Source organism: Microbacterium meiriae (assembly GCF_032364335.1).
Taxonomy (GTDB): Bacteria; Actinomycetota; Actinomycetes; order Actinomycetales; family Microbacteriaceae; genus Microbacterium; species Microbacterium meiriae.
In genome coordinates, this window is record NZ_CP133984.1 from 712,830 (window position 1) to 734,726 (window position 21,897).

Below are 21,897 nucleotides of genomic sequence, written 5' to 3' on the forward strand. Positions count from 1 at the left end.
GTCTAGGGGCGCTCTCGGCAGATCCACAGAATCCCGCGGGCACCGTCTCGTACCCTGGATTATCCAAGGGGAGTACTCCGACACGGTCGGGTCGTCATTACGGATGCGTCTGCATCCCGGCCCACCGGTCCCGCTCAGCGGGATGGGGAAGACTTTGGCGCTGTTCCGTCACGCCCGAGTCTGGAGTACCCGTTGGAAATCACCCCCTTGATCTGGGTCATCACGATCGCGGTCACCATCGCGTTCTTCGTGTACGAGTTCTTCGCGCACGTCCGCAAGCCGCACGAGCCGAGCATCGGCGAGTCCGCACGCTGGTCGATCTTCTACATCAGCCTCGCGCTGCTCTTCGGCGTGGGCATCGGCATGGTGTCCGGCTGGACGTACGGCGGCGAGTACTTCGCCGGCTACCTCACCGAGAAGGCGCTGTCGATCGACAACCTCTTCGTGTTCCTCATCGTGATGACGGGCTTCGCGGTGCCGAAGATCTATCAGCAGAAGGTGCTGATGATCGGCATCGTGATCGCGCTGATCCTCCGCGGCATCTTCATCGCGGTCGGCGCGACCCTCATCGAGAACTTCTCCTGGATCTTCTACGTCTTCGGCGCGCTGCTGCTCTTCCTCGCGTACCGCCAGGCCTTCAGCAGCCACGAGAGCAACCCTGCGAACGGTCGCTTCATGACCTTCGTCCGCCGCCACCTCCCCGTCAGCGAGGAGTACAACGGCGACAAGCTCACGGTCGTCCAGAAGGGCAAGCGCTACGTCACGCCGATGCTTCTGACGATCATCGCGATCGGCTTCATCGACCTCGTCTTCGCCGTCGACTCGATCCCCGCCATCTACGGCCTCACCGACGAGGCGTACATCGTGTTCACCGCGAACGCCTTCGCCCTGATGGGTCTGCGTCAGCTCTACTTCCTCATCGGCGGTCTGCTCGAGCGCCTGGTCTACCTGGCTCAGGGCCTCGCCGTCATCCTCGCGTTCATCGGTGTGAAGCTCGTGCTGCACGCCCTGCACGTCAACGAGGTGCCGTTCATCAACGGCGGCGAGCCGATGCTGTGGGCACCCGAGATCCCGATCTGGTTCTCGCTGCTGTTCATCGCCGCGACCATCGCGGTCGCCACCGTCGCGAGCCTGATGAAGACGCGCCGGCACCGCAACACCCTCTCTTCCCCGACCGATTCCACCCCCACCATCGACAAGGAGCACTCTTGAGCGCGCAGCGCTGTTCTGACTCTTCGGACTCTGACAGTACGAGCACCCGGTTCATCCCGGGTGCTCACCCCGCCACCGAGGAGGTCGCCCGCTGATGGGCGATCTGCTCTGGAACATCGCCCTCGTCCTGCTCTTCGTGCTGATCGGCGGTGTCTTCGCTGCGACGGAGATGGCGCTGGTCACGCTCCGTGAGAGCCAGCTCAACGCGATCGCCGCACGCGGACGTCGCGGGGCGAAGGTCGCCGCTTTGGCCCGCAACCCCAACACCTTCCTCTCGGCGGTGCAGATCGGTGTGACCGTCGCGGGCTTCGCGTCCGCCGCGTACGGCGCGACCTCGATCGCCCCGTCCGTCGCGCCGCTGCTGGAGGGCTGGGGCGTCGCACCTCCGCTCGCGATGACCCTCGCCACGATCGTGCTGACGCTCATCATCGCGTACCTGTCGCTCGTGCTCGGCGAGCTCGTGCCGAAGCGGCTCGCGATCCAGCGCAACGCGCAGTTCGCGTATGCGGTGGCGCCGGCCCTGAACGGCTTCGCGACCGTCATGCGCCCGGTGATCTGGCTGCTGTCCGTCTCGACGAACGCGCTCGTCCGCGTGCTCGGCGGCGATCCGCACAAGACGAGCGACGAGCTCACCGATGAGGAGGTGCGCGATATCGTGGCGACCCACCAGGGCCTGCCTGACGACGAGCGCCGCATCCTCGACGACGTGCTCTCGCTGCGTGGGCGCCAGGTGAGCGAGGTCATGCGCCCGCGACCGGAGGTCGTGGCGCTGGACGAGGCTGCCACGGTCGGGGCGGCGGTGGAGCAGGTGCGCGAGCTGCCCTACTCCCGGTACCCGGTGTCGCAGACGTCGATCGACGACATCACCGGCTTCGTGCACGTACGTGACCTCTTCGAGGCGGCGGCGGACGACCCGGAGCGCCCGCTGCAGGGGCTCGTCCGCGACATCCCCTACATCCCGTCCACGGCAGGCGTGCTGCCGACTCTGACCCGCATGCGGGCGGAGGGACACCACATCGCGGTCGTCGTGGACGAGTACGGTGGCACCGACGGTCTGGTCACGCTGGAGGACCTCGTGGAGGAGGTCGTCGGTGAGATCTTCGACGAGTACGACGCCGAGGTGTTCCTCTCCGCCGACGACGGGCTGGACGGGCGCCTCAACCTGCAGGACTTCGAGGAGGCGACGGGGCTCGCGATGCCGCGCGGTTCCTCCGACACCATCGCCGGATTCGTCACGGAGCAGCTCGGACGGCTCGCCGTGGTCGGCGACACCGTCGAGGTCCCAGGTGCGACGATCCAGGTGGTCGAGATCGATCGCCGCCGCATCGCGCGGGTGCGGGTCTCGATGCAGACCGATCCGGCAGCGGGACGAGGCGCCGAGGACTGATGCGCGACCGGGTGGCGGGGTGCGTCAGTCGCGCGCCCCGCTGCCCAGCTCGCGCAGTCCGTCGTGGAGGACCTCGGTGAGGAGCCGCGCGTAGCGGCCATCCGGATCGAGGTCGGGATCGAACACGGTGATGCTGGCTCCGATCGCCCGCGGGGCGAGGGCGCGCAGGAGAGCGGTGAGCTCCGCCGCGTCGAGACCGCCGGGGTCAGGGCTGTCGACAGCAGGCATCACCGACGGGTCCAGCACATCGACGTCGAGCTGCAGCCAGTAGCGGCCGCCCGCGGACGCCGCGGTCTCGGCGGCGACCGCATCCGCGCCTCGCGCCAGCACATCGGCCGCAGGTGTGACGCGTGCGAGGAGGCTGCGGACCTCCGCCTGCTCCTCGTCATCATCACGGTGTCCGATGTGGGCCGTGCTAGCGGGGGAGAAGTACGGCGCGAGCCCCTCGATGTCGGCGATGGACGGCCAGTGCGCGCCGACGGCGGCCGCCAGCGCTTCGCCCGCCACGCTCGCGCACTCGTCGCTGTTGCCCGGGTGGCGGAAGTCGGTGTGTCCGTCGATGTGCACCAGGCCGGCCCCGCCGCGGCGCTTCACCGCGATCCCGGCGGCGACGAGGATGCCGCAGTCGCCGCCGATCACGAGCGGCGCTCGCCTCTCATCGAGGATCTCGCCGATACGCGATGCCAGTCGGAGGGAGTGGTCGACGAAAGCGGCCTCGTTGCGCACCCGGTCGGCGGGCCGGGTCGCGTCGTCGTCCACGTAGCGCCCGGCCAGCACGATGCCGCCGTCAGTCGCGCCCCGGTCGGTGAAGCGCCGGAACAGCCCCGCTTCGCGGAACGCTTCCGGCGCCTTCGCGGAGCCGGGCACGCTGCCGGGCTCCGGTGGGCGCAGGCCGAGGTTGCTGGGGGCGGACAGCAGCGTGATCATGCGCTCATCCTGCCCCGGGCGTCCGACATCGCCGTCGATCAGCGGATGGCGTAGACGGCGCTGCCGACGATCACCGCGATGACGGTCGTCCAGCCGATGATCGCGACGGCCTGCCACACGAGGATGCGCCCCTTGCCGATGCCGGACGCGGCCAACATGGTGGCGGTGAAGTGGGTCGGCAGCAGCAGCGGTCCGAGCAGGCTCACCCCGGGGACGCCGTAGCGCTCGAAAGCGCGCTGGAACTTCTCGCGGCGGGCGGACCCGCGTCCGGTCTCCGCCGGGACGCCGTCGGCCTCCAGGCTCGTGCCGCCGCCCACCGTCACCGGCTGCTTCGCCCGCGAGCGGTCCACGATGGCCCGGCGGGCGCCCGCGCTGGCGAGCACCAGGATCGCGACGCAGAGGAAGTTGCCGACCATCGCGGCGATGGCGGCGACCACGGGCGGGATGCCTCCGAGGATTCCGATGCTCGCGGCGCCCTCGCCCTCGACGAAGGGGACCGCCCCGGCGAGGGCGACGATGAGCGGCTGGACGAGGTCGGGGACCTGGGCGACGAGGTTCTGGAAGGTCTCGATGAGGTTCATGGGGGAAGCTCCGGGTGTCGGTGCGGACGGTCTCTCCGTCGCGATGACCCCAGTCCAGTCGAAGCGGCCCCGGCGCGGCAGTGCCGCCGCGTCACCGCTCTCCATGCGGTTCGCACCGGATCCCGTGACATGTGTCACGCCTCTATCGTGGGGAGCGTGAGCAGTCCTTCCCCCGCCCTCTCCGATCCCGGCCCCGGTGCCCGCCAGCTCGCGCGGGGAATCACCGCCACCTGGTGGTACACGGTGGGCGGGGTGATCTTCATCGAGCTCATGCTGGTGGCGGCCTGGCTCGGCATCGCCGTGGCGCTGGATCGCTCGGGCGTCGCGCTGCTCGTCGTGGGAGTCGGGGGCGTGCTCTGGGCGGCGTCGACCGTCCCGCTGCTGGTCGACTACCGTCATCGCGTCGATGTCGGCCCGGGAGTGAACTGGGCCCGCCTGGCCGCCCCGACCGTCGTCGCCCTGGTATACGGGGGCGCGGCGGGGGCTCTCGTCGGCAGTTGGCAGCTCGCCGCGATGCCGGTGGTGCAGGTCTTCGTGCTGCTGAGCTGGCCGCGCGGGATCCGGGTGCGGGTGGCCGTGGCGGCGACGGTCGTGCTCGTGGCTCTCGCGCTGGTCGACTCGACGACGACCTTCGGCGACGGCGTGCCCTGGTTCGTGCCGGTCATCTACGGAGTCATGCTCCCCGGGATGACCGTGAGCTCGCTGTGGTGGTGGGACGTGCTCGTGACCCTCGACCGGGCGCGCGCCTCGGAGGCGCGACTGGCCGCCACGCAGGAGCGCTTGCGTGTGGCCACCGACGTGCACGACCTCCAGGGGCATCACCTCCAGGTGATCGCCCTGCAGCTCGAGCTGGCGGAGCGCCTGCTCCCGACCGACCAGGAGGCGGGGATGGAGCAGCTCCGCGCCGCGCGGGCGAGTGTGGACGACGCACGACAGGGCACCAGAGACCTCGCCACACGGTTCCGGTCGGTGCCCCTCGGCGATGAGCTGGCCAACGCCCGGGATCTGCTCGAGGCGGCAGGGCTCACCGTGGACGCCCGGATCCACCCCGATGCGGATGCGGCACCCGCAGCCGACCTCGGTCCCGTGATCCGGGAGACGACCACGAACGTCTTGCGGCACGGACGCGGTGATCACGCGCGCCTGATCCTGGACCGGACGGCGGATGCCTGGCGATACGAGGTCGCTAACGACGCGGACCCCGCGTCCGAGGACGGGGCGGGCGGCTCCGGGCTCGACGGTGTCCGCCGGCGGATCGGCGAGGCGGGCGGCACGTACGAGCAGCGGAGGGACGCCGACGAGTTCGTCGTGACGGTCACCGTGCCAGCGCAGGCGGAGATCGTCCGATGATCCGGGTGCTGCTCGCCGACGACGAGGGGATGATCCGCTCCGCGCTCGCCGCTCTGCTGCGCCTCGAGGATGACATCGACGTCGTCGCGGAATGCGCGGACGGCGAGGAGGCCGTCGCCGCCGCCACCCGGCTCGAACCCGACGTGTGCGTGCTCGATCTGGAGATGCCGGGGCTCGACGGCGTGCAGGTCGCCGAGAGACTCAACCGGACGATCGCGACCCGCTGCATCGTCGTCACCCGGCACGCGCGTCCAGGGGTGCTCCGGCGGGCGCTCGCCTCCGGCGTCTCGGGTTTCGTGCCCAAGTCGCGGGGCGCGGACGAGCTCGCCGCGATCATCCGCCGCGTCGCGGCCGGCGCCCGGTACGTCGATCCGGAGATCGCCGCGGATGCGCTGAGCGACGAGCGCTCGCCGCTCACGGACCGCGAACTGGACGTGCTCCGCGCCGGGCGCCGAGGGGAGACCACGGGACAGATCGCGCGGGCGCTGGCGCTGGCGCCGGGGACGGTGCGCAACCACATCTCCGTCATCCTCGGGAAGCTCTCGGTGAGCACCCGTCAGCAGGCCGTGCTCGTCGCCGAGGAGCGCGGCTGGATCTGAGCGCTATGCTGACGGACATGGGAACAATATGCGCTGCGCCCGTGATGGGGCGCACCCTCGTGTTCCGCGACCGCCGCTCCTGACGGCGCGCTCGCTTTCCGCACGGCTCTGCGCGCCGTCCACCGAGATGTCATCGCACCTCGGGACGGGCGAATCACCGACGTCTCCCGCGTCCTCCCCTCCTTCGAGGTGCTCCGATTCTTCCTCTGGAGCGCACTCATGCCTCGATCCGTCCATGGCGGCCGTCACGAACTCGGCCAGAACTTCCTCACCCACCGTCCGACGCTGGCTCGCATCACGACCCTCGTCGCGCGGACGTCCGGCCCCATCCTGGAACTCGGATGCGGGGACGGCGCGCTCACGCGCTCCCTCGCCCGACTGAACCGACCCCTCACGGCCATCGATATCGACGAGCACCGTGTGCAGCAGTTGCGTCGGACGCTGCCCGGCGTGCGCGTCGAGGTCGCCGACGCCACCCGCCATCCGCTGGACGCGGAGGTCGTCGTCGGCAACATCCCCTTTCACGTGACCACCCCGATCCTGCGACGGCTGCTGTCGAGCGGGCAGTGGAGGCAGGCCGTGCTGCTCACCCAGTGGGAGGTGGCACGCAAACGCGCCGGCGTGGGCGGCAGCACGATGATGACGGCGCAGTCGGCGCCGTGGTTCACCTTCTCCTTGGAGGGTCGCGTACCGGCGTGGGGTTTCTCACCGCAGCCGAGCGTGGACGGGGGAGTGCTCTCGGTCGCGCGGCGCGGTTCGGCACTGGTTCCGGTGTCCGAGCGGAGGCCGTATGAGGCCTTCGTGCGGGCGGTGTTCACCGGCCGCGGGTCCTCTCTCACTGCGGTGGTGGCGTCCGCCGCCCAGATCCCGAGCTCCCGCGCACGACGTGCCGTGGCGGACGCCGGGGCCGACGGACGGCGCCTTGCTCGCGATCTGCGCCCCGAGCACTGGGCCGCGCTCTGGCAGCACGTCTCGCGACCATGAGCGCGCACTCCTGTCATCCCGTCAACTCGATGCGGAACGGCCTGCGAGAATGGAGGCGCCGAGTCCCGAGCCGAGGAGCACACGTGCCGTTCATCTCCACCCGCGGCGGCATGCAGCCGCAGTCGTTCAGCGAGACGCTGCTGGAGGGCCTGGCGCCCGACGGCGGTCTGGCCGTTCCCGATGTCATGCCGGAGGTCGACGGCGAGACGCTCGAGCGCTGGAGGGCGCTGACCTATCCGCAGCTCGCGACCGAGGTCCTCGGACTCTTCGCGACCGACATCCCGCGAGAGGACCTCGCGCGGATGACGGCGGCGGCGTACGCGGACTTCCCGGACGGCGTGGTCCCGCTTCGTCGCGTGGACGACGACCTCACGCTGGTCGGCCTCTCCGAAGGCCCGACGCTGGCGTTCAAGGACATGGCCATGCAGTTCCTCGGGCAGGTGCTGGAGTACACGCTCGAGCGCCACGGCTCGGTCCTCAACATCCTCGGCGCGACCTCGGGCGACACCGGCTCGGCCGCGGAGCACGCGCTGCGCGGCAAGGAGCGCGTCGCGGTGTTCATGCTCTCGCCGCAGGGCCGGATGAGCGCGTTCCAGCGGGCGCAGATGTTCTCGCTCGACGACGCGAACGTGCACAACATCGCGGTGGAGGGCGTCTTCGACGACTGCCAGAACCTCGTGAAGAAGCTCGCCGGCGACCTCGACTTCAAGCGCGCCCAGCACCTGGGCGCCGTGAACTCGATCAACCTCGCCCGCATCACCGCGCAGACTGTCTACTACTTCTGGGCATGGCTGCGGGCGACCGACGCCGGCGGGTGGACCGAGGTGTCGTTCACCGTCCCCTCGGGGAACTTCGGCAACATCCTCTCCGGATTCTTCGCGAAGCAGATGGGATTGCCGATCCGGCGCCTCGTGCTCGCCGCGAACGAGAACAACGTGCTCGACGAGTTCTTCCGCACGGGGGTGTACCGCCCGCGTAGCGCCGCGCAGACCCTGGCGACCTCGAGCCCGTCGATGGACATCTCGAAGGCGTCGAACCTCGAGCGGTTCATCTTCGAACTCGTGGACCGCGACCCCGCGCGCGTCGTCGGCGCCTGGGACGACCTGGAGGCGCAGGGCTTCTTCGACTTCTCGGCCGAGCAGGCGCGCTTCACCGAGGAGTTCGGCATCGTGAGCGGCACCTCGACGCACGAGGACCGGCTCGCGACGATCCGGGACGTCTACGAGACCTCCGGCGAGGTGATCGACCCGCACACCGCCGACGGGGTGAAGGTCGCGCGGGAGTACGTGGAGCCCGGAGTGCCGATGCTCGTGCTGGAGACGGCCAAGCCCGAGAAGTTCGCCGAGACCATCCACGAGGCCATCGGGGTCGAGCTGGCGTACGCGCCCGAGCTCCGTGCCATGCTCGACGCCCCCCAGCACGTGACCGAGATGGCCGACGACGAGGACTCTCTCCGCGCCTTCATCGAGGAGAACGCCCTGCACTGATCCGCGAGACCCCGCTTTCGCGCCGAAACCCCCTGTCCCCGACGCCGGAGACAGGGGGTTTCGACGTGAAGCCGGGGTCTCGGCGAAAGGGAGGGGGAAGAGAGGGGCGAGGGGAGGGGGTGGGCAGTGTGCACAGGAAGAAGGGAGATCAGGGCGGAGTGCACATGTCGGGAAGGTGGCGGGGTGAGTACCGTGGCGGGCAACCCGTATCCTCCTCCCGAAGGAACCCCCATGGCACGCACGGCGCACGCAGACGACTTCGCGCTCTCCCGAGTGACTCCCGAGGCCCGCAAACCCTGGTTCGGAATCGCCGTTCAGCGATTCGGGCAGGTCTCGGCCCTCTCGCAGTTCCTCCTCGGCGCGACCCTCGGTTACAGCATGACCTTCGGCGAGGCCGTCCTCGCCTTCCTCTTCGGCTCGCTCATCCTCGAAGTGATCATGTGCGTCGTCGGCTTCATCGGCCAGCGCGAGGGTTTGAACACGGCGCTCCTCGCCCGCTGGACCGGCTTCGGCGAGATCGGCGCCTCGCTCGTCGGCCTCGCGATCGGCATCAGCCTCATCGGCTGGTTCGGCATCCAGTCCGCGATCTCCGCGCAGTCGCTCGACGCGCTCATGCCCGGCGCGCTGCCGGTCTGGGCCTGGAGCCTCATCTTCGGCCTCGCCGTCACCGCGATCGTCGCCTTCGGCTTCGTCGGCATGCAGTGGCTCGCCAACATCACGGTGCCGCTGTTCCTCATCCTCGTGGGCTGGTCCGTCATCTCCGAGCTCACGCGGCACGACATCGGCGAACTGCTCACCGGCCCGGCACCCGGCCCGACCATGAGCGTCTGGGCGGGAACCGGCATCGTCGCCGGGGGCCTCATCGTCGGCGCCATCATCACCGGCGACATGACCCGGTTCAACCGCTCGCGGGCCGACGTCGTCAAGCAGACGGTGCTCGGCGTCTCCCTCGGCGAATTCGTGATCGGACTCGCGGGCGTCCTCCTCGCCCACGCGGCGGCGACCGGCGACATCGTCGCGATCGTGACCTCGTCCGTCGGCTTCATCGGTCTGTTCATCGTCCTCACCGGCACGCTGAAGATCAACGACTGGAACCTGTACTCCTCCACTCTCGGCCTGGTGAACTTCATCTCCACGGCCTTCGGCAAGAACCTCCACCGTGTCACCACCACGATCGTCCTCGGAGTGGTCGGCTCGGTGCTGGCCGCCGTCGGCATCCTCGGTCAGTTCACCGAGTTCCTCGTCGTGCTCAGCGTCGCCTTCCCGCCGATCGCCGGGATCATGGTCGCGGAGTACTACGTGGTGCGCCGCTGGCGTCCCGAGCTCGACGCGACCCGTGCCGCGGGGACCCTGCCCGCCACCGCCCCGAGGATCGTCCCGGCCACGATCGTCGTCTGGCTGGTCTCCTCGCTGGTCGGCTACTTCGTGACCTGGGGCATCCCGTCGCTGCTCAGCCTCTTCCTGTCGATGGTGCTCTACATCGTCGCCGGCAAGCTCGGCTGGGTGCGCGGCGTCGGCGTCGCGACCACCCGGCAGGCGAGCCCCGTCGACAGCACCCCCGCCGCGGTCTGAGCAGATGCGCCGGAAAAGAACCACCTCCACGAAAGCGAGCACCATGCACATCGGTATCGACGTCGGCGGCACCAACACCGACGCCGTCCTCATGGACGGCACCCGCACCCTGGCCGGGGTGAAGCACTCCACGACCCCGGACGTGACGAGCGGGATCGTCCAGGCCATCGAAGACCTCCGTGCGGGGCACTCCTTCGAGGGGGCCGACATCGACGCGGTGATGATCGGCACGACGCACTTCATCAATGCGCTCGTGCAGGCGAGCCGACTCGCTCCGGTCGCGGCCCTTCGACTCGGCCTGCCCGCGACGCGGGCCCTGCCGCCGCTGATCGACTGGCCGGAGGTTCTCGTCGCGGCCACCCGGGCGCGCAGCTACCTGGCGCACGGCGGCTACGAGTTCGACGGCCGTCCGATCTCGCCGCTCGACCCCGATGAGATCCGCGCGCACGCCGAGGACATGAAGGCGCACGGCATCCGGTCCGTCGCCATCTCGTCGGTGTTCAGCCCGGTCAACCACGACCTCGAAGTGCAGGCGGCCGAGATCGTCGCCTCGGTGCTGGGGGAGGACGCCGCCATCTCGCTCTCGCACGAGATCGGCCGCATCGGGCTGCTGGAGCGCGAGAACGCGACGATCATCAACGCCGCCCTCCGGGAGCTCGCGTCGGAGATCGTCGACGGGCTCACCTCGGCGGTCCGCGCGCAGGGCATCGAGGCGCCGATCTTCCTCAGCCAGAACGACGGCACGCTGATGGACGAGGACTACGTGCGCCGGTACCCGGTCGCCACGTTCGCGTCCGGACCGACGAACTCGATGCGTGGAGCCGCGGCCACGAGCGGACTCGTCGACTGCGCCGTCATCGACGTGGGCGGCACCACCGCCGACATCGGCCTGCTCATCAACGGCTTCCCGCGGGAGACGGCGAACGAGGTGAAGGTCGCCGGCATCCGCACGAACTTCCGGATGCCGGACGTGCTCTCCCTCGGCATCGGTGGCGGCAGCATCGTCGACGAGGAGACCGCCGAGGTCGGCCCGGCCTCGGTCGGCTACACGCTGACGACGGAGGCGCTGGTCTTCGGCGGCTCGACCCTCACGGCCACCGACATCGCGGTCGCCGCCGGTCGCGCGCAGGTGGGAGACCCCGCCAAGGTCGCGCACCTGGACCCCGCTTTCGTGGAGCGGGTGCTCGCCCGGATCGCGGAGCGGGTGGCGGAGGCGGTGGACCGCATGCGCACGTCGCCCGAACCCATCGCGGTCGTGGCGGTCGGTGGCGGGTCCATCCTGCTGCCCGACGAGCTGCCGCTGTTCGGCACCGTGCATCGGCCGGAGAACTATGCGGTCGCCAACGCCATCGGCGCCTCGATCGCGCAGGTCGGTGGCGAGATCGACAAGGTCTACGCGATCGAGCCCGGTCGTCGCGATGAGACCATCGCCGAGGTGCGCGCGGAGGCCGTCGACAAGGCCATCGCGGCCGGTGCCAAGCCCGCGACCGTGACGATCATCGACTTCGACGAGGTCCCCATCCCGTATCTTCCCGGCAACGCCACGCGCATCCGCGTGAAGGCCGTCGGCGACCTCGACATGGGGGCCTGACATGAGCACCACGATCACCGCGGCCGACATCGACGGCCTCGCCCGCGGCGCGGCCGTGCTCGGCACCGGCGGGGGTGGCGACCCGTACATCGGCGCCCTCCTCGCCCGCCAGGCCCTCGCCTCCGGAGACGTCACGGTCGTGGCGCTCGACGAGGTGCCGGACGACGCCCTGGTGCTGTTCGTCGCGATGATGGGCGCGCCCACCGTCATGGTCGAGAAGCTGCCGAGCCTCGCGGAGGTCATCGAGCCGGTCAAGGCGCTCGGCGTCCACCTCGGCCGCCCGGTCACGCACATCGCCTGTGCCGAGGTCGGCGGGGTGAACTCGACGATCCCGATCGCCGCCGCCGCCGCGCTCGGGCTTCCGCTCGTCGATGCGGACGGCATGGGGCGCGCGTTCCCCGAACTGCAGATGGTGCTCCCGACGCTCTACGGCGTGACGGCCTCGCCGCTCGCCTTCAGCGACGAGAAGGGGAACACGGGCGTGCTGCAGACCGCCGACAACTCCTGGACCGAGCGCATCGCCCGTGTCGCGTGCGTCGAGATGGGCTGCTCCGTCATGATCTCCGGCTTCTCGATGTCTGGTGCCGCCGCACGTCAGTCGCTGGTGGCGGGATCGCTGTCCCGGTGCATCGACATCGGTCAGCGGATCGCGGAGGCCCGCGAGGCGAAGACCGACCCGGTCGCCGCTGTCGTGGAGCTTCTCGGCGGTCGCGAGCTGTTCGGCGGCAAGGTCGCCGACGTGAACCGGGCCACGACCACCGGCTTCGCGCGCGGCAGGGCACGGATCGATGGAGACGGCGGCACCTCGCTGACGCTGCAGTTCCAGAACGAGCACCTCGTCGCCGAAGCGGACGGACGGGTGCTGGCGACCACTCCGGACCTCATCATGGTCCTCGACGGCGAGTCGGGGGAGCCTGTCACGACCGAGGGGCTGCGCTACGGACAGCGCGTCCGCGTGATCGCCGCTCCGGCCGACGAGCGCTGGCACTCGGATGCGGCTCTCGCGATGGTCGGCCCGGGGTACTTCGGCTACGACATCCCGGCGCATCGCTTCGACGGCACGGTCTCCGCCGGAGACGCCGCGGCAGGGGCCGCCGCATGAGCTGGGAGCTGACGGCGGCGGACCTGCCCGACCTCGCCCGCGGTGCGACGCTGCTCGGCACCGGCGGCGGGGGCGACCCCTACATCGGCAAGATGCTGGTGGAGCGGGTGCTCGGCGACGGGACCATCACGATCCTCGATCCGGACGACCTCGCCGATGACCTCTTCGTGATCCCGACCGCGCAGATGGGGGCGCCGACCGTGATGGTCGAGAAGATCCCCGCCGGCACCGAGCCCACCCTCGCGCTGCGCACCCTGGAGGACCACCTCGGACGTCGGGCCGATGCGACCATGCCCATCGAATGCGGCGGGATCAACTCGATGATCCCGCTCATCGTCGCCGCGGAGACCGGACTGCCGGTCGTCGACGCGGACGGCATGGGACGCGCCTTCCCCGAGCTGTCCATGGAGACCTTCGCGGTGTACGGCGTCCACGGCTCGCCGCTCGCCCTCGCCGGAGAGCGCGGGGAGCGGGTCGTCATCGACACCGGGGAGGACGACCGCCAGATGGAGTGGCTCGCCCGGGGCATCACCATCCGGCTGGGTGGCGTCGGTCACATCGCCGAGTACGCCATGAGCGGCGCCGACGTGCGACGCACAGCGGTGCCGCGGACCATCTCGATGGCCCTCGCGCTGGGTCGGGCGATCCGCCTCGCCCGGGAGGAGCACCGCTCGCCGTTCGAGGCCATCGCCGCGACGCTGTCGACGACGCTCTACCCGCATATGCGCGAGCTCTGCGTCGGGAAGGTGATGGACGTCGAACGACGGACCACCGAGGGTTTCGCGAAGGGGCGGGCGGTCATCGCTCCGCTCGGTGCCGCGGAGGACGACACGTTCGAGATCGCGTTCCAGAACGAGAACCTCACCGCGCGGCGGGCTGGACGGCTCGTCGCGATCGTCCCCGACCTCATCTGCGTCGTCGACCACGAGACGGCCGAGCCCATCACCACGGAGGGCCTCCGGTACGGTCAGCGCGTCCGGGTGCTCGGCATCTCGACGCCGGCGATGATGCGCACCCCCGAGGCGCTGGCCGCCTTCGGGCCGTCGGCCTTCGGCCTGACCGAGGAGTTCGCTCCCGTCGAGGGGATGGCCGCGTCCTAGGCTGGATCCCATGAGGCTGGAGCGGGACGACCTGGAGGCGCTCGCCCGCGGGTATGCCCTGCTCGGCTCCGGCGGCGGCGGTTCCACGACGATGCTCGAACTCATCCTCGACACCACCGCGGGATGGCCCCTCGAGGTCTCGCCCGTGGATGCGCTCGATCCCGGCACGCCCTGTCTCGGCGTGGCCTTCGTCGGGTCGACGATGCTGCTCGGCGAGCGGATGCCCGGCGACGCGCCCTTCGCCCCTCTGCTGCGGGCGGTGGAGCGGTGGCTCGGGCACCCCGTCCCGGCCGTGTGCTCCCTCGAGGGCGGCGGCATGAACGGCCTCGCGCCGCTCACCCTGGCCGGATCGCACACCGTGGTGGACGCCGACTGCACGGGGCGTGCGGTGCCGGGACTCGATCAGATGTCCCTGTTCGTCGACCGCGTGCCGGGACTGGTCTTCGCGTGCGAGACCGGCGCCGACGGGGTGGCGCTGGTGGAGGCGACGAGGGCCATCGATGCGGAGCGTGTCGTCCGTTCGGCCATCATCCAGGCCGGGGGTGTCGGCTGCGCCGTGCTCGCCGGCTTCACCGTCGGCGACCTGCGGGAGCACGCCATCGCCGACCACCTCGCCCGCGCGCTCGCCCTCGGTCGCAGCTTCCTGGCGGACCGGTCGGCGCCGCTGCCGGTCCTGGCCGACGTGCTCGGCGGGACGCTGCTCGCCGAGGGTCGCATCGTGGCCGGTGCGTCCTCCGGCACCGATCCGCACGTGAACGCGGTCGAGATCGCCGGACTCGGCGGAGCGGTGCATCGGATCGTCACCCGTTCCGAGACGCTGGCGGTGCTCACCGACGGCCTGCTCGTCGCCGCGGCCCCCGAGATCATCGTGCTCCTGGATGCCGTGTCCCGGGAGATCCTCGAGGTCACCGAACTCGCCCCCGGGCGCACGGTGGCGGCCGTCGCCCTTCCCGCGCCGGAGTGGTGGAACGCCCGCCCTGAGCGGCGGGCCCGGGTCGTGCCTTCCGCCTACGGGCTCGTCGATCTGGACGCCGCGTGAACGGCGCACTCGCCCTGGGGGCCCTTCTGGCGCAGGAGGAGAACGGCGTCCTCCGCCATGTCGCCGGCCCGCGCGACGTCGGGTGGGACGCGGTCGTGGTGGAGGCTGCGGAGTCCGACCTGCCGGACGAAGGGACCGCCCGGCTCGCCATCCTCACGGCGGGGGCACCGCTCGCCACCTGGCAGCAGGACGCGATGCTGCGCCGGGTCCGTGACCGCGGGTTCACCGGACTCGCGCTCCCCGGCGCCGCCGGTGTCGATCCCGGGGCGCTCCGCCTCGCGGACCGGATCGGTCTCGCTCTGCTCGACGTCGAGAGGCCGGTCCAGCTCGCCCGCGCCTGCTGGATGCTCATCGAGGCGAGAGACGCCCTCACGCTCACACGGGTGCGCAAGGTCGCGCAGTCCTTCGAATACGCCGCCGACGACCTCGGCGACCTGCTCGGACACCTCGCGGCGAACCTCGGTCTCGGCGTCGCCCTCGTCGACGCCGCGGGAGTGCTGCGTCAGGCCGGAGGACATCTGGGTGCCGACCTGCACGCGGCGATCCGCTTCGACTCGTGGAGCGATGGCGCCAGGGCGGGGGAGGGCGCGGCCGCCTCGGTGCGCGTGGACAGCCCCGGCCGGTCCGGTCTGCGCCTGGTCCTGTTCGGCGACGGCTTCGGAGAGGCGCAGCTGCAGTCGCTCCTGGTGGCCGCGGAGGTCGCAATGCCCGCGGTGGCCGCCCGCATCCTCATCGACGAGATCGCGGCCGTCAACGACGTCGCCGCGTCGTCCGGGCTGCTGCGGGACTTCGTCGAGCTCCGCGGAGCCGCCGATGCCGATGTCGAACGGCGCATGGCGGAGCGAGGGTGGCGCACCGGTGGGCATCACCTCGGGTTCCGCATGGTGGCGCGCAGCCGGGTGGAGCCGCTCGCGCTCCTTCGTGCGATCAGGCCTGGGCTCAGCGCGATCGACGCCGAGGCGCACGCGACCACCGCCGGTCGAGGCCTCAGCGGTTGGCTCTCCTTCGCCGAAGCCCCCGGTCCCGACCGCATCGAGCGGGCCGTGGCGGCGCTGCGCGACCTCCACCTCGCGGCCCTGCGCGACTTCGCGGTGGCGACCGGGGTGGGCTCGGCGCAGACCGGGCCGGAAGGACTGGCGGCGACCCTCGACGAGGCCGGCGACGCCGCACGGATCGCCGCGGCCCGGTCGGCGACCGGATGGTTCGTCCGCGTTGACAGCCTCGGGCTCGAACAGCTCCTGCTCGCCTGGACCGGGAACGACACCTTCGTCCCGGCCGCGCAGTCGCTGCTGGCACCCCTGGGGGAGGGGAACGGCGAGTTGCTCACGACGCTGTCGGCGTACCTCGACCATGAGTCAGGCATCGCGGCCACGGCGGCCGCTCTCGGGCTGCATCGCAACACGGTCGCCGTGCGGATCCGGCGGGTGCAGGAGCTCCTCGGGATCGACATGAGCGACCCCGAGGCGCGGCTGGCGTTGCACCTCGCGTGTCGCGCCGTGCTGCCGCGCTGAGCCCGGCGGTCACTCCGGGTCGCCGTGCAGCATCCAGGCGATCCCAAAGCGGTCGACGAGCATGCCGAACGTCCCACCCCACGGCGGCACGTCGAGCGGCATCGTGATCGTGGCGCCCTCGGAGAGCCGGTCCCACACCTGTCGGGTGACCTTCTGTGTATTGCCGCTCAGCGAGACGGAGATGCCCTGCGGTCTCTCGTAGGTCATGCCCTCCGGAGTATCCGAGGCCATGAGCACGAGACCGTCGGGGGTCGTGAGCTGCGCATGCATCACGAGATCCTTCTGGCTCGGATCCTGCACCATGTCGGGGAAGTCGCCGAAGACCGTGATGTCGAGGTCTCCGCCGAGGACTCCCCGGTAGAACTCCATGGCCTCGCGGGCCTCGGTGCGGAAGGACAGGTAGGGATTGAGGTTCGCCATGCGTGCTGCTCCTGGTCGCTCGACTGCTGGAAAGACCCCCGCCCCTCCTCAGTCTGCGCGCGCCGGCACCGCTTCGGCAAGCCATTCCGCGAACGTCTGCGTCCCGCGAATCGCGTCTGGTCCCGGCAGCGCCTTCCCCGCGCGCATCCCCGCCATCTGCGGACCTGGCACGTTCAGCGCCGGGATCCAGCCGCGGTACCCGATGCGTCGCGCGTACGCCCGCACCATGTCGGCGAGCTGCTCTTCGCGGGGGCCGGCGAGGTCGGGCACTCGGCCCCGCGCGTCCCCGGTCGCGAGCGCGACGAGCCGTTCCGCGACCTCTCGGGCCGCCACCGGCTGCGTGCGCGCACGCGGGGCGAGATGCAGCGGACCCGCCTTCGCGCGCGCGAACATCTGCGCGGCGAACTCGTGGAACTGCGTGGCTCGGAGGATCGTCGAGGGGACGGCGGACGCGGAGACCAGCTTCTCCTGGGCCACCTTGCCCGCGTAGTAGTCGTAGGGGATCCGGTCGATGCCGACGATGGAGAGCAGGACGACGTGTCCCACGCCGGCGTCCGCGGCGGCGGCGAGGAGGTTCCCGGTGGCGGCCGTGAAGAACTCGATCGCCGTGCTCGCCTTCAGCGTCTCGACGCTCACGACGTCGATCACGGCGTCGGCTCCGGTCAGCGCCGCCTCCAGCCCGCGCCCGCTGACCAGGTCGACGCCGTGCGAACGACTGAGCACGACGGCCTCATGACCCGCGCTCCGGACGGCCTCCACCGTGGGCGTGCCGACGACGCCGGTTCCTCCTGCGACGACGATCCTCATGCGTCGATCCTCACTCCCGATCCAGTCCGAAGGTGCGCTTCACGAGCGCCTGCACATCACGATCGAGCCCGTCGATACGGGCGTTGACGCCGTCGATGCGCGTGCCGACCGCGTCGAACCGGGTGTTGACCGCGTCGAAGCGCGCGGTCATCTCGTTGCGCAGGCCGCCGAGCTGACCGTTCATCTCGTTGCGCAGGCCGCCGATCTCGCTGCGCAGGACGCGGATGAACAGCGTCGAGACGACCGTGAGCATGCCCATCATCAGCGCCGTGAACGCGCCGATCATGGTCCAGACCTGTGCACCGTCCATGGTTTCCATCCCCTCATCGTGGCACCGGATCCTTCAGCCTGCCAGCATCCTGGCGGACGCCACGCCCGGCTACCCGCGCTCTGTGGAGACGCCGGGAATCGCGCGGATGGGGGAGGAAGGGCCGGGCGAGGATCCCTCTCACCCGGCCCTCGGTCAGTCACCCTTCACGTTGACGAGCTGCCGCAGCGTGTGCCGGATCCGCACCAGGCTCGCCGCATCCGCCATCACGCGATCGATGGGCTTGTACGCCTGCGGGATCTCGTCGATGAAGGCGTCGGTGTCGCGGAACTCGATGCCGGCCATCGCCTCGCGCAGCTGCGCATGCGTGAACGTCTTCCGGGCCGCGGACCGCGAGTACTCGCGCCCGGCGCCGTGCGGTGACGAGTTCAGCGACAGCGGGTCGCCGAGCCCTTCCACCACGTAGGACGCCGTGCCCATCGACCCGGGGATGAGTCCGGGCCGACCCGCATCCGCCTGGATCGCGCCCTTCCGGGACACCCAGACGCGCTTCCCGAAGTGCATCTCCGACTCCGTGAAGTTGTGGTGGCAGTTGATCCGCTCCTCCTCCTCGACCGGGGTGCCGAGGAACTCGGAGAGCTGCCGGATGACGCGGTCCATCATCTCCTCGCGGTTCAGCAGCGCGAAGTGCTGCGCCCACCTGAGCTCCCGGATGTAGCGGGTGAACTCCGGCGTGCCCTCGACGAGGTAGGCCAGGTCGGGGTCGGGGAGATCGATCCACCATTGCTTCGCCAGACGCTGTGCGACGGCGATGTGGTGCCCGGCGATCCTGTTGCCCACGCCGCGGGAACCGGAATGCAGGAACAGCCAGACCCGGTCGAGTTCATCCGCCGACACCTCGATGAAGTGGTTTCCCGACCCGAGGGTGCCGAGCTGGAGCCGCCAGTTCTTCGCGTAGCCCTCGGGGTCGAACTCGGCCGCGGTGGCCCGCTCCTCCAGCTCGACCACGCGAGGAGCGGCCGTCCCCACGACCTTGTTGTTGTAGCGCCCGGCGGACAGCGGGACCGCGCGCTCGATCTGCTCCCGGAGCGCGGCGAGGTCGCGCCCGTCGAGGTCGTCCTTCGTGAACGGCGTGCGGACGGCGATCATGCCGCAGCCGATGTCGACGCCGACGGCGGCGGGGATGATCGCGCCGAGCGTCGGGATGACCGACCCGACGGTCGCCCCCTTGCCGAGGTGCGCATCCGGCATCAGCGCCAGGTGCGGGTGAATGAACGGCATGCGTGAGGTGGTGCGCGCCTGATCGAGGGTCTTCTCATCGATCAGGGACGCCCACGACAGCAGCCGTGCGGAGAGCCTCTCCATGATTCCTTTCCTTGTGGTGATGTCCAGCTCACAGGTCAGGGGAGTCTTCCGACGGAAAACGCCCCGGACCTGACGGTGCGGGGCGTTGCGAGAGCGGATGCTGTCACACGGCGCGCGCCGGAGGGTACGACTCGTCGCGGTCATTGCGCTTCTGCGGAAGCGGCAATGCCGTGATCGGGTGGAGATTCCGCGGGGCGGTCATCCGTCGTCTCCTCGGCTGGTGTGCGGCGCCGGTCGGCACAGCCTTGCCACCCTAGGCGGCGACACGCCCGGGCGTCAAGCGTCCCTCGGCGGGTTGTACATGAACTCGAGCCGGATGCCGTCGGCGTCCTCGACGAAGGAGGCGTAGTACCGGTCGCTGTACCGCGGATATTCCTTCGGGTCCCGCACGGCGGTCCAGCCGGATTCGAGCGCGAGATCGTGGAGCCTGTCGACCTCGGCGCGCGACGGCACCGCGAAGGCCATGTGCTGCCAGCCCACGCGGCCGTGCCGGTGGGGGGTGGAGTCGTCGTCCCAGGTGTAGAGGATGATCTCGGTCTCGTCGCCGGTGTGCCAGGAGATCGAGTGATCGTCCTCGCCGCCGAGTTCGTAGCCGAGCGCGGCGAGCACGGGATGGAACTGCGCCCGTCCGCGTTCGAGGTCGGCGACGGTGATGCCCAGGTGATCGAGGAGAGCCATGCGCCCAGTCTGTCAGCGCATCGACCCGGTGTCAGTGGGGAGCGTGGTATTCGGCCTCGCCGCGCTTCCAGTAGCCCTTCACGACGGCGTTCGCGTTGTCCACGCCCCAGCGTGCCAGCAGGGCCCGACCGGGCTTCACGATGGACTGCTCGGCGGCGATGAAGACGAACGGGTCGGGTCCGACGACCTCGTCCTCGGTGAGCGCGTCGAGGAAGGAGATCAGCGCAGAGCCGGCGGGAGCGGCGCCGCGGTGCAGCCACTCGACAGCCACCGGAGCTTCGAGAGCGACCTCGCCGGCTGCCGACGTGGTCTCGATGACGATGCGTGCCGGCGTGCCCTCGGGGACGAGGGCGGCGAAACGGCGGATCGCGGGGATGGCCGTCTCGTCACCGACGAGGAGCCACGATCCCGGCTCTCCGGTGAGGACGGCGGCGCCGCGCGGCCCGCCGACGCCGATGGTCGACCCCAGCGGGGCGTTCGCGGCCCACGGTGCGGCCACGCCCTGATCGCCGTGCACGGCGAACTCGACATCGAGCCAGTCATCACCCCACGCGAGGGGCGTGTACTCGCGGCTCGGGGCGGCGCGCAGCTCCTCCACCGAGCCCACGGGGCCGCTCGGGAAGAAGAGCCGCATGTGGTCGTCTGAGCCCGGGGAGTCGAAGCCGGCGAGGTCGGGGCCGGACAGCCGGACGCGCACGAAATCCGGAGCGAGCCATTCGCGGGCGCTCAGCGTGACGTTGCGGAAGCGCAGCTCGAGGCCGCGACGCTCGATCGAGAAACCGGATTTCGTATCGCTCATAAAGTAAGGCTAACCTAAAAACCGACGCGGTCGGCTCGCCCGCCCGTCGGACCGGCGCCCCACGAGGGTGCACACATCCCCGCAGAACAGGAGTCTCTCCATGTCCGTGCCCAGAACCCTCACCGCCACGAGCGTCGCTCTCGTCGGCCTGCTCGCCCTCTCCGGCTGCGCGTCCGGCGGCGAAGCCGAACCCGAAGCGACGACCGCGGGATCGGGGACCGTGACCATCGAGGACAACACCGGCACGCATGAGATCACCACGCCGCCGACCTCGGTCGTCGCTCTGGACAACCGGACCTTCCAGACCCTGTCCGACTGGGGTGTCGAGCTCTCCGCCGGCGCGGTCTCCCTGATGCCGGAGACCGTCTCGTACGCGAAGGACGAGGACATCGTCGACATCGGCCTGCACACCGAGCCCGACCTCGAGGCCATCGTCGCCGCCGACCCCGACCTCATCATCAGCGGTCAGCGCTTCACTCAGCACAACGAGGCCATCGCGGAGCTGGTCCCGGACGCGACGATCATCGACCTGGAGCCCCGAGACGGCGAGCCCTTCGATGAGGAGCTCAAGCGGCAGACGACCGTCCTGGGCGAGATCTTCGGCACGCAGGACGAGGCCCAGAAGCTCGTCGAGGAGTTCGACGCCGCGGTGGACCGCGCGAAGGCGGCCTACGACGACGCCGACACCGTCATGGCCGTGAACACCTCGGGCGGCCAGATCGGCTACCTCGCCCCGACCGTCGGCCGCTCGCTCGGCCCGATCTACGACATGCTCGGCCTCACTCCGGCACTGCAGGTCGACGATGCGAGCGACGACCACCAGGGCGACGAGATCTCGGTCGAGGCCATCGCCGCCTCCAACCCCGACTGGATCCTGGTTCTCGACCGCGACGCCGTGTTCGCCGCGGAGACGCCGGACTACGTGCAGGCGGCGGAGATCATCGAGAACTCCGAAGCGCTCGCCGGCGTCACGGCGGTGAAGGACGATCAGATCGTCTACATGCCCACGGACACCTACCTCAACGAGAGCATCCAGACGTACACGACGTTCCTCAACGACCTCGCCGACGCGCTCGAGAAGAGCGCCGACAAGTAAGGGCTGGGCGGCGGCGTCCCGA

21 protein-coding genes are annotated in these 21,897 nt (G+C 70.4%); 13 read left to right on the forward strand and 8 right to left on the reverse strand.

What is annotated here, in order from left to right:
- The first annotated feature begins 192 nt into the window (after positions 1-192).
- Both RI211_RS03330 and RI211_RS03335 read left to right on the forward strand, forming a co-directional pair.
- On the forward strand, positions 193-1,212 hold the full coding sequence (locus RI211_RS03330) for a TerC family protein (RefSeq protein WP_315637220.1): 1,020 nt from the start codon (positions 193-195) through the stop codon (positions 1,210-1,212).
- Positions 1,213-1,306: 94 nt separating this feature from the next.
- Positions 1,307-2,599, forward strand: a complete 1,293-nt coding sequence (locus RI211_RS03335) for a hemolysin family protein (RefSeq protein ID WP_268777266.1) — start codon at positions 1,307-1,309, stop codon at positions 2,597-2,599.
- A 24-nt stretch (positions 2,600-2,623) separates the two neighbouring features.
- On the opposite strand, the gene RI211_RS03340 is transcribed toward RI211_RS03335, so the two are convergent.
- Together RI211_RS03340 and RI211_RS03345 are read right to left on the reverse strand one after the other, a co-directional pair.
- Complete coding sequence (locus RI211_RS03340) at positions 2,624-3,526, reverse strand: arginase family protein (RefSeq protein ID WP_315637221.1); 903 nt, start codon at positions 3,524-3,526, stop codon at positions 2,624-2,626.
- Positions 3,527-3,564: 38 nt separating this feature from the next.
- Positions 3,565-4,107 (reverse strand): small multidrug efflux protein, encoded by a 543-nt coding sequence (locus tag RI211_RS03345; RefSeq protein ID WP_268777264.1) that lies wholly within the window; start codon positions 4,105-4,107, stop codon positions 3,565-3,567.
- Positions 4,108-4,263: 156 nt separating this feature from the next.
- On the opposite strand from RI211_RS03345, the gene RI211_RS03350 reads away from it, so the two are divergent.
- The 10 genes from RI211_RS03350 (at position 4,264) to RI211_RS03395 (ending at position 16,442) form a co-directional block, all read left to right on the forward strand.
- Entirely contained in the window at positions 4,264-5,457 is a 1,194-nt protein-coding gene (locus RI211_RS03350) for a sensor histidine kinase (protein ID WP_315637222.1), read from the forward strand.
- Positions 5,454-6,056, forward strand: a complete 603-nt coding sequence (locus RI211_RS03355) for a response regulator (protein WP_315637223.1) — start codon at positions 5,454-5,456, stop codon at positions 6,054-6,056. The genes RI211_RS03350 and RI211_RS03355 overlap by 4 nt, the downstream gene beginning before the upstream one ends.
- A 219-nt stretch (positions 6,057-6,275) precedes the next feature.
- A complete protein-coding gene (gene erm, locus RI211_RS03360) occupies positions 6,276-7,040 on the forward strand; it encodes a 23S ribosomal RNA methyltransferase Erm (protein WP_315637224.1) in 765 nt (254 codons plus the stop codon).
- Between the two features lie 83 nt (positions 7,041-7,123).
- Positions 7,124-8,527, forward strand: coding sequence for a threonine synthase (gene thrC, locus RI211_RS03365; RefSeq protein WP_315637225.1), 1,404 nt, complete (start codon positions 7,124-7,126; stop codon positions 8,525-8,527).
- 231 nt (positions 8,528-8,758) lie between these two features.
- A complete protein-coding gene (locus tag RI211_RS03370; protein WP_259953473.1) occupies positions 8,759-10,099 on the forward strand; it encodes a purine-cytosine permease family protein in 1,341 nt (446 codons plus the stop codon).
- Positions 10,100-10,142: 43 nt separating this feature from the next.
- Positions 10,143-11,690 (forward strand): hydantoinase/oxoprolinase N-terminal domain-containing protein, encoded by a 1,548-nt coding sequence (locus tag RI211_RS03375; RefSeq protein ID WP_268777259.1) that lies wholly within the window; start codon positions 10,143-10,145, stop codon positions 11,688-11,690.
- Between the two features lies 1 nt (position 11,691).
- Entirely contained in the window at positions 11,692-12,792 is a 1,101-nt protein-coding gene (locus tag RI211_RS03380; RefSeq protein ID WP_187663283.1) for an S-methyl thiohydantoin desulfurase family protein, read from the forward strand.
- Entirely contained in the window at positions 12,789-13,892 is a 1,104-nt protein-coding gene (locus tag RI211_RS03385) for an S-methyl thiohydantoin desulfurase family protein (RefSeq protein WP_187663284.1), read from the forward strand. The genes RI211_RS03380 and RI211_RS03385 overlap by 4 nt, the downstream gene beginning before the upstream one ends.
- A 10-nt stretch (positions 13,893-13,902) precedes the next feature.
- Positions 13,903-14,931 (forward strand): S-methyl thiohydantoin desulfurase domain-containing protein, encoded by a 1,029-nt coding sequence (locus tag RI211_RS03390; protein ID WP_315637226.1) that lies wholly within the window; start codon positions 13,903-13,905, stop codon positions 14,929-14,931.
- The gene (locus RI211_RS03395; RefSeq protein ID WP_268777255.1) at positions 14,928-16,442 is read left to right on the forward strand and encodes a helix-turn-helix domain-containing protein; all 1,515 of its coding nucleotides are present in this window, start codon (positions 14,928-14,930) and stop codon (positions 16,440-16,442) included. Before RI211_RS03390 ends, RI211_RS03395 begins: the two co-directional genes overlap by 4 nt.
- Positions 16,443-16,451: 9 nt before the next feature.
- Here RI211_RS03395 and RI211_RS03400 read toward each other — a convergent pair whose 3' ends face one another.
- From RI211_RS03400 to RI211_RS03425, 6 genes are all read right to left on the reverse strand, one after another.
- Positions 16,452-16,862, reverse strand: a complete 411-nt coding sequence (locus RI211_RS03400) for a VOC family protein (RefSeq protein ID WP_315637228.1) — start codon at positions 16,860-16,862, stop codon at positions 16,452-16,454.
- Positions 16,863-16,910: 48 nt separating this feature from the next.
- Positions 16,911-17,669 (reverse strand): SDR family oxidoreductase, encoded by a 759-nt coding sequence (locus tag RI211_RS03405; RefSeq protein ID WP_315637229.1) that lies wholly within the window; start codon positions 17,667-17,669, stop codon positions 16,911-16,913.
- Positions 17,670-17,679: 10 nt separating this feature from the next.
- Positions 17,680-17,988, reverse strand: a complete 309-nt coding sequence (locus tag RI211_RS03410) for a hypothetical protein (RefSeq protein ID WP_187663289.1) — start codon at positions 17,986-17,988, stop codon at positions 17,680-17,682.
- A gap of 144 nt (positions 17,989-18,132) precedes the next feature.
- Complete coding sequence (locus RI211_RS03415; protein WP_187663290.1) at positions 18,133-19,302, reverse strand: RtcB family protein; 1,170 nt, start codon at positions 19,300-19,302, stop codon at positions 18,133-18,135.
- A 276-nt stretch (positions 19,303-19,578) separates the two neighbouring features.
- Positions 19,579-19,980 carry a VOC family protein gene (locus tag RI211_RS03420; RefSeq protein WP_315637230.1) on the reverse strand — a complete coding sequence of 134 codons (402 nt, stop codon included), beginning with the start codon at positions 19,978-19,980 and terminating at the stop codon, positions 19,579-19,581.
- Between the two features lie 31 nt (positions 19,981-20,011).
- Positions 20,012-20,779: a siderophore-interacting protein gene (locus RI211_RS03425; RefSeq protein WP_315637231.1), complete on the reverse strand. Its 768-nt coding sequence runs from the start codon at positions 20,777-20,779 to the stop codon at positions 20,012-20,014.
- 100 nt (positions 20,780-20,879) lie between these two features.
- Here RI211_RS03425 and RI211_RS03430 point away from each other — a divergent pair, with 100 nt between their 5' ends.
- On the forward strand, positions 20,880-21,875 hold the full coding sequence (locus tag RI211_RS03430; protein ID WP_259953461.1) for a siderophore ABC transporter substrate-binding protein: 996 nt from the start codon (positions 20,880-20,882) through the stop codon (positions 21,873-21,875).
- Positions 21,876-21,897 lie beyond the last annotated feature (22 nt).